The organism is Xenorhabdus sp. KK7.4 (assembly GCF_963876465.1).
GTDB lineage: Bacteria > Pseudomonadota > Gammaproteobacteria > Enterobacterales > Enterobacteriaceae > Xenorhabdus > Xenorhabdus stockiae.
Genome location: NZ_CAWNQF010000104.1, coordinates 5,944 through 11,641, shown reverse-complemented (window position 1 = coordinate 11,641; position 5,698 = coordinate 5,944). Strand labels below are relative to the sequence as shown.

Here is a 5,698-nt window from a genome sequence, read left to right as displayed (position 1 = left end):
GCAACGCAGCGGCGATCGCCGTGAATGGGTTGTGACACAAAAAGCAGGCTGGCATTGTGGGGCTTATGTGATGCCGGACGGTGAGATTATCGGTCAGCCCTATATGCCTGTCGCGTTCAGTGGCGGCACATCTGCCATTGCCGGTTATGTGGTCAGGGGAAGCGCCGAACAGTGGAAAACACACGTTGCGTCATTACTGCAAGGCAACCGCTCAATGATGCTGGGCGTACTGGTGGGATTGGCTGCCCCACTAAACTCACTGACAGGCGGGAGCTGCTTTGGTGTGCATTTATTCGCCCAATCCTCCGCAGGTAAAACCACCACCGTTGAGGCTGCCAGCAGCTTATACGGTGAACCCGAAGAACTGAAATTATCATGGCATGGTACTAACCACGGGTTAAACAACGAAGCCGCGGCCCGTAATGATGGTTTCATGCCCATTGACGAAATTGGGCAAAGCTCGAATCCAAAAGAAGTTGCTAACAGTGCTTACAGCCTGTTTAACGGTGTCGGTAAAATTCAGGGAAAACGGGAAGGCGGAAACCGTGCTGTGATCCGCTGGAAGATTGCTGCCCTTTCAACAGGCGAAGAAGATTTAGAAACGTTTCTGATAAAAGGTGGGATCACCCCAAAAGCCGGACAACTTGTCAGGCTGCTCAGTGTGCCCTTTATTGATACAGAATATTTCAATGGCTATGAGGATGGTGATTCCCATGCAAGAGCCATCAAACGCGAATCCAAACGCTATTGTGGTGCTGCGGGTCGTGAATGGATTCGGTGGTTGTCTGAGAATCAGGAGCAGGCAATAGAAATGACTGCCCGTAAAGAAAAAGAGTGGCTTGATAACCTGCCAGAAGAAGCCTCAGCGCAAGTCAAGCGCGTTGCCGTGCGTTTCGCGCTACTGGATGCCGTTGGAGAGCTGGCAACTCATATTACCGGCTGGAATAAAGAAGCGAGCCATGCTGCGGCAAAACAAAGTTTCGATGACTGGTTAGCTGATTTTGGCATCGGAAACCGGGAAAAGTATCAGGTTATCACACGAACTCGTGACTTTATCCAGAAATACGGACTGTCACGCTTTCAGCCTTATACCTACGGCAGACCAAATGGCGATATTGATACCTCACATGCCATGCGGATCAGCGATCTTGCCGGGTATCTGGTGCATAACCGCCGTCATGATGGACAGGCGGAATACCATATTATCCCCAGTGTATTTGAAGCAGAAATATTGCAGGGGTTACAGAAGAAATCCGGCTTTGAAGCCTTAGAAGAGGCCGGAATGCTGGTTAAAGCGGAGAAAGACCGTTTTATCAGTAAAACCATTTCAGTAAACGGCACTCAGGGACGGTTTGTGGTGCTGATTTTCAGGGATGAGGATTAACCTCACGTAAGAGAAAAAAACGTTGGGATAACGGGATATTGGGACAAAACAGATTTATTTTAATATATATCAGTTACTTATAGATATTTCACTTATCCCGTATTATCCCGCACCATCCCGTAACATCAGGTGATTACAAATAAAGTGATATCGTGGCAATGGAAGTTACCCCGAAAAAGACTTTTCTCTGGCAGGATTTAATTTATTGAATTTTAAAAGATTTAAATTAGTAACATGATGTTACGGGATAGGCTGGGATAACATGGGATAGATTAACGCAATGAAATATATAATAAATAGGTCATTTACCCCGTTATCCCATGAAAATTGGCGCAGTTATATAAAGATAATCGATAGTAACGGTTATGTTTCCTCAGCTCTCCGAGCTACCGGGTTAATGTATTAGCCCGGTAGCTCGGAGATGACAAGCGTAGCGCGTCAGTATCGTCCTGAATTGTGGGTGTGAGAATATTATCTTCTCACACTCAGTTGAGTTTGCTTTATTGATTTGCCCACGGCTTGGCTACCGTGCCTTAGCAATCTCCATAGTGATCATATATCGTTCTTCATTAGGATGTCTGTTATCTTTAAAACATCCCAAATTCATCATGATCCGATACTGATCATCGGCTCGCCAATTGGTTGTTTCAGAACACTTCATACTGCGAAGTTGAGTTCGTAATTCTGATGTATTAGCCAAAGGAGGAGACCTCGGCACCCAACCTGCTTTACGCCACTGTTCTTGTAAATCCAGTACGATCTGGATCACATCATCGTAGAGTAACGGCTCGATTTGTGGAGACATACGTACACTATAGATTATTCCATCCTCATTAAAGGAAACAGCTAAAAATCTGGCAGATGGGGTAATAAATCCATATTTAGGGTCAATAAAGCGTAAGCGCGCATCTGTTTTTGGGATATTATGCCAAATTTGCCCCGGAAGATGTGGATCAATCTCGGCACTGGATCTCTGTCGCATATCCTCGTAAGGCTCACCAATCATCAGTGCTATCTCAGGTTCAGGGGAATTAAAGGAATGGTAGAGATAGACAATAACCAAACTGAGAACGCTTGAGAATACTAATATTAAACCACCGCACCGCCGCCTTATACATTGCGAAAGATTCATTCAATACCTCATCCTGAAACACTAGAAGAGTGGGTGTAAGAAAGAATATCCTCACTCCCATCAGAGTTTGTTTTATTGATTTATCCACGGCTTGGCAATTGCCAGTGTAATCAAATATCGCTCTTCATCAGGATGTTTGTCATCTTTGAAACGTGCCACATTCAGCATGATCTGATATTTATCATCTGCTTGCCAAAATGTTATTCCAGTACCTTTCATCTTACGAAGGCTGTCGTGTAATTCGTGTGTATTAACCAAAGGATGGTATCCTCTAGTAAGCACCCAACCCGCTTTACGCCACTGATCTTGTAAATTCAACACTATCTTGATTGCATCGTCGTAAAGCAACGGCTCTATTTGTGGCGACATGCGTACACCATCGATTATTCCGTCATCAAACATAACAGTAAAAAATCGGGCAGTAGGGGTCACAAACCCATATTTGGGGTCAGTAAAACGCAAACGTGCATCCGTTTTTGGAGTGTTATACCAAGCGTGGCCAGGAATATGAGGATCAATAACAGCACTAGAACGTTGTCGCATCACCTCGTAAGGTTCACCGATCACTAAGGCTATTTCGGCTGGTTCACGGGAATTAAAAGAATGGTATAGATAAAAGCTAGCCAGACCAAGAACGATTAACAATGCGAAGATTAATCCAGAACGTCGCCTATCTATGCGATGTAAAAGACTCATTTTAAACCTCGTTCTGAAGCAGAATCCTGAATAATGGATGTGAAAGATAACATTCTCACACCCACTTTTTTTTGTGCTATCTCTGCTTACCACGGTTTATAAATTACCATTGTGATCAAATAGCGTTCGGCATTGGGATGCTTGTCGTCCTTGAAAAATGCTAAACTCAGCATAATCTGATACTGATTAGCGGCTTGCCAATAGGTCGTTCCTGCACCACCTTTCATACGGCGAAGATTCTCATGTAATTCTGGTGTATCTACTAAGGGTTTATATCCTTTAGCCATCACCCAACCCGTTTTGCGCCACTGATCTTGTAAATCCAAGACTATCTTGATTGCATCATCGTAGGGTAATGGCTCAATTTGTGGAGACATGCGCACACTCGTGATAATGTCATTCCCATATAAAACAGCAAAAAATCGGGCCGGAGGGGTAACAAATCCATATTTTGGGTCGATAAAGCGTAAACTGGCATCTGTTTTGGGAATATTATGCCAAATTTTACCCGGAAGATGCGGCTCAATATCGGCACTGGATCGCTGACGCATATCCTCGTAAGGTTCACCGATCACCAGCGCTATCTCGGGTTTATCGGAATAAAAAGAATTGTAAAGATAAATGCTAGCCAGGCCTAAAACGATTAATAATATGAAGATTAAACCGCCTCGCCGCCGACTTATTTGTTGCAATAAACTCATTCTACACCTCTCCCTGCCGCAATATTTTGTAGAGATTCTTCAAGTAAACTTCGGTTGCTATCCTGCAGCATTTCATCAAACCGTTCTGCTGCCTTGTACACGAAAGGCATGCGTTGTTTTATATCGGAGAGATCAGCCAGAGCCTCATCACTAAATTCGATAGTACGGCCATCATCAACACGTCTGCACTGACTCGCCAACGTCAATTCAACAGATTCCGCGACACCAGATGGGAGGCCAGTGACAAAGGAAATCTGATTGCCAAACAAGAACGTTACTAAACGAGTATCACTGTACATAGTGGGTTGTAATATGTTGATTTGCTCATGGTTGGCAAGATGAACAACACCTTGAGCGATATCACCTGCTTCTATCGCTTCAAACGCGAATAGAATATCTGGATAGAAACGGCCAAATGTAAATTTTTCTTGTCCTATCGGCCACAATATTGGGAATTGGCTATTACCATAAATATTTTCGCGCTTTTTTATACAAGTTTTGAGTTCTTCCAACCCACGTTGCTTATAAAAAGCATGCAATGGATACACATCCAAAAATAATGTTGTATTACCCAGCGCCATCATGTCATAGACATAATTGAATGAATACTGTGCCAGCTCCGAAATTGGCTGAAAACCCGGAACATTAGAAAATATTGATAGTTTATTATTTCTACTAGCTTCTCTAGCTTCTTCTATGGCACGAGGAAAATCTTCAACTGCTATTTCGCCTTGAGCTTTTAACTTTGGATGAAGAAAGTAAAGTGGGTTATCCATTGTGTTTTCTAATTCTTTTGCGCTTTGACGCACACGTCTATTGGCATCTTGATGAGCTTGATTCTTTTTGGCCATCTCAGAGGCATGCAACAACCCGCAACCCACTTGCTTGGAAGCGAAAGCAGCAAGACCAGCCCATTGGAAACGATTATCTTCCAACCATATTTTAGCGTAAGCCGCATTAATGCGTTTATTGCGTTCCTTAGGATCTGCTATCAGTACTCCTCCAGGCGCAACAATGTCTTCGGCCTCTTTTTGATACCTGCGCCAAACACATTCACAGGTGAGTACGGGTACATCAATAACTTTAATTTGTTTTCCGTCTTTTTCTTCGAAATGACAGTCACACGCGGCCACTGATTGAGTGCTTTTGTACAACGCCATGTCATCGTATTTATGTTTTTTAAAGACTTCGGTCATTTACGTCTTCCTGATTAAAATGGGTTTAATATCATTCCGTTACTAAATTATTTATATCCGTCATTCGCCTCATTTCTATTTTTAATGAGGCGTGTCAACTAAACTGACTGAGAAGGATTTATTTTGACGGTGAACGGTGTGCTGGTTAAACCTTTTTCAAGATTTGTCCCATCACTATCACTCGTGCCCGAATGCACCATTTTGTTATTTGTCAGCGTGTAAGGCACATTAGGTATAGACTCATGGGTGTAGTCTCTGACAAGTTTAATGTATAAATCATCTTTAAGTATTGCTTGGCAATTATGACCATAAATCGAGTTCTCATTACTCATTGTTTTCTCTCCTGTTCTTTTTCTTGTTCCATCGCCAGCAGATAATCCCGGCTGGAGACTTTTTCAATTCGTTGTCCCGTTTCGAGTTTTTGCCGCAACCACTGTTCAATCCGGGGTTCTAAACTGCCTTCTGGTTGATCCCATTGTTTCGCCATCTGGCCGTGATTTTCCCATAGATCACAATACAGTGAGCTGGTTAACACTTTCAGTCCGTAGGGAGAACGTAGCCAGACGGCCAGCAAGTGCTCACCCAATGT

6 protein-coding genes and 1 pseudogene are annotated in these 5,698 nt (G+C 43.4%); 1 reads left to right on the top strand and 6 read right to left on the bottom strand.

What is annotated here, in order from left to right:
* On the top strand, positions 1-1,384 hold a 1,384-nt coding region (locus AACS90_RS18390; protein ID WP_153043702.1), incomplete at its 5' end, for a DUF927 domain-containing protein.
* Positions 1,385-1,907: 523 nt separating this feature from the next.
* Here AACS90_RS18390 and AACS90_RS18385 read toward each other — a convergent pair.
* The 6 genes and pseudogenes from AACS90_RS18385 to AACS90_RS18360 all read right to left on the bottom strand — a co-directional run.
* The gene (locus tag AACS90_RS18385; protein WP_099123486.1) at positions 1,908-2,516 is read right to left on the bottom strand and encodes a hypothetical protein; all 609 of its coding nucleotides are present in this window, start codon (positions 2,514-2,516) and stop codon (positions 1,908-1,910) included.
* Positions 2,517-2,588: 72 nt separating this feature from the next.
* The gene (locus tag AACS90_RS18380) at positions 2,589-3,212 is read right to left on the bottom strand and encodes a hypothetical protein (RefSeq protein ID WP_099123485.1); all 624 of its coding nucleotides are present in this window, start codon (positions 3,210-3,212) and stop codon (positions 2,589-2,591) included.
* Positions 3,213-3,298: 86 nt separating this feature from the next.
* Positions 3,299-3,913 carry a hypothetical protein gene (locus AACS90_RS18375; protein WP_099123484.1) on the bottom strand — a complete coding sequence of 205 codons (615 nt, stop codon included), beginning with the start codon at positions 3,911-3,913 and terminating at the stop codon, positions 3,299-3,301.
* Positions 3,910-5,109: a DUF2515 family protein gene (locus tag AACS90_RS18370; RefSeq protein WP_099123483.1), complete on the bottom strand. Its 1,200-nt coding sequence runs from the start codon at positions 5,107-5,109 to the stop codon at positions 3,910-3,912. The genes AACS90_RS18375 and AACS90_RS18370 overlap by 4 nt, the downstream gene beginning before the upstream one ends.
* 98 nt (positions 5,110-5,207) lie before the next feature.
* A complete protein-coding gene (locus tag AACS90_RS18365) occupies positions 5,208-5,441 on the bottom strand; it encodes a hypothetical protein (RefSeq protein ID WP_099123482.1) in 234 nt (77 codons plus the stop codon).
* Positions 5,438-5,698, bottom strand: a pseudogene (locus AACS90_RS18360) (DUF4123 domain-containing protein); the annotation flags it as partial. The gene AACS90_RS18365 and the pseudogene AACS90_RS18360, both read right to left, overlap by 4 nt.

Coding starts and splice junctions, on each gene's coding strand:
- AACS90_RS18385 (WP_099123486.1), bottom strand. CDS start 2,516: ATGAATCTTTCGCAATGTATAAGGCGGCGGTGCGGTGGTTTAATATTA.
- AACS90_RS18370 (WP_099123483.1), bottom strand. CDS start 5,109: ATGACCGAAGTCTTTAAAAAACATAAATACGATGACATGGCGTTGTAC.
- AACS90_RS18380 (WP_099123485.1), bottom strand. CDS start 3,212: ATGAGTCTTTTACATCGCATAGATAGGCGACGTTCTGGATTAATCTTC.
- AACS90_RS18375 (WP_099123484.1), bottom strand. CDS start 3,913: ATGAGTTTATTGCAACAAATAAGTCGGCGGCGAGGCGGTTTAATCTTC.
- AACS90_RS18365 (WP_099123482.1), bottom strand. CDS start 5,441: ATGAGTAATGAGAACTCGATTTATGGTCATAATTGCCAAGCAATACTT.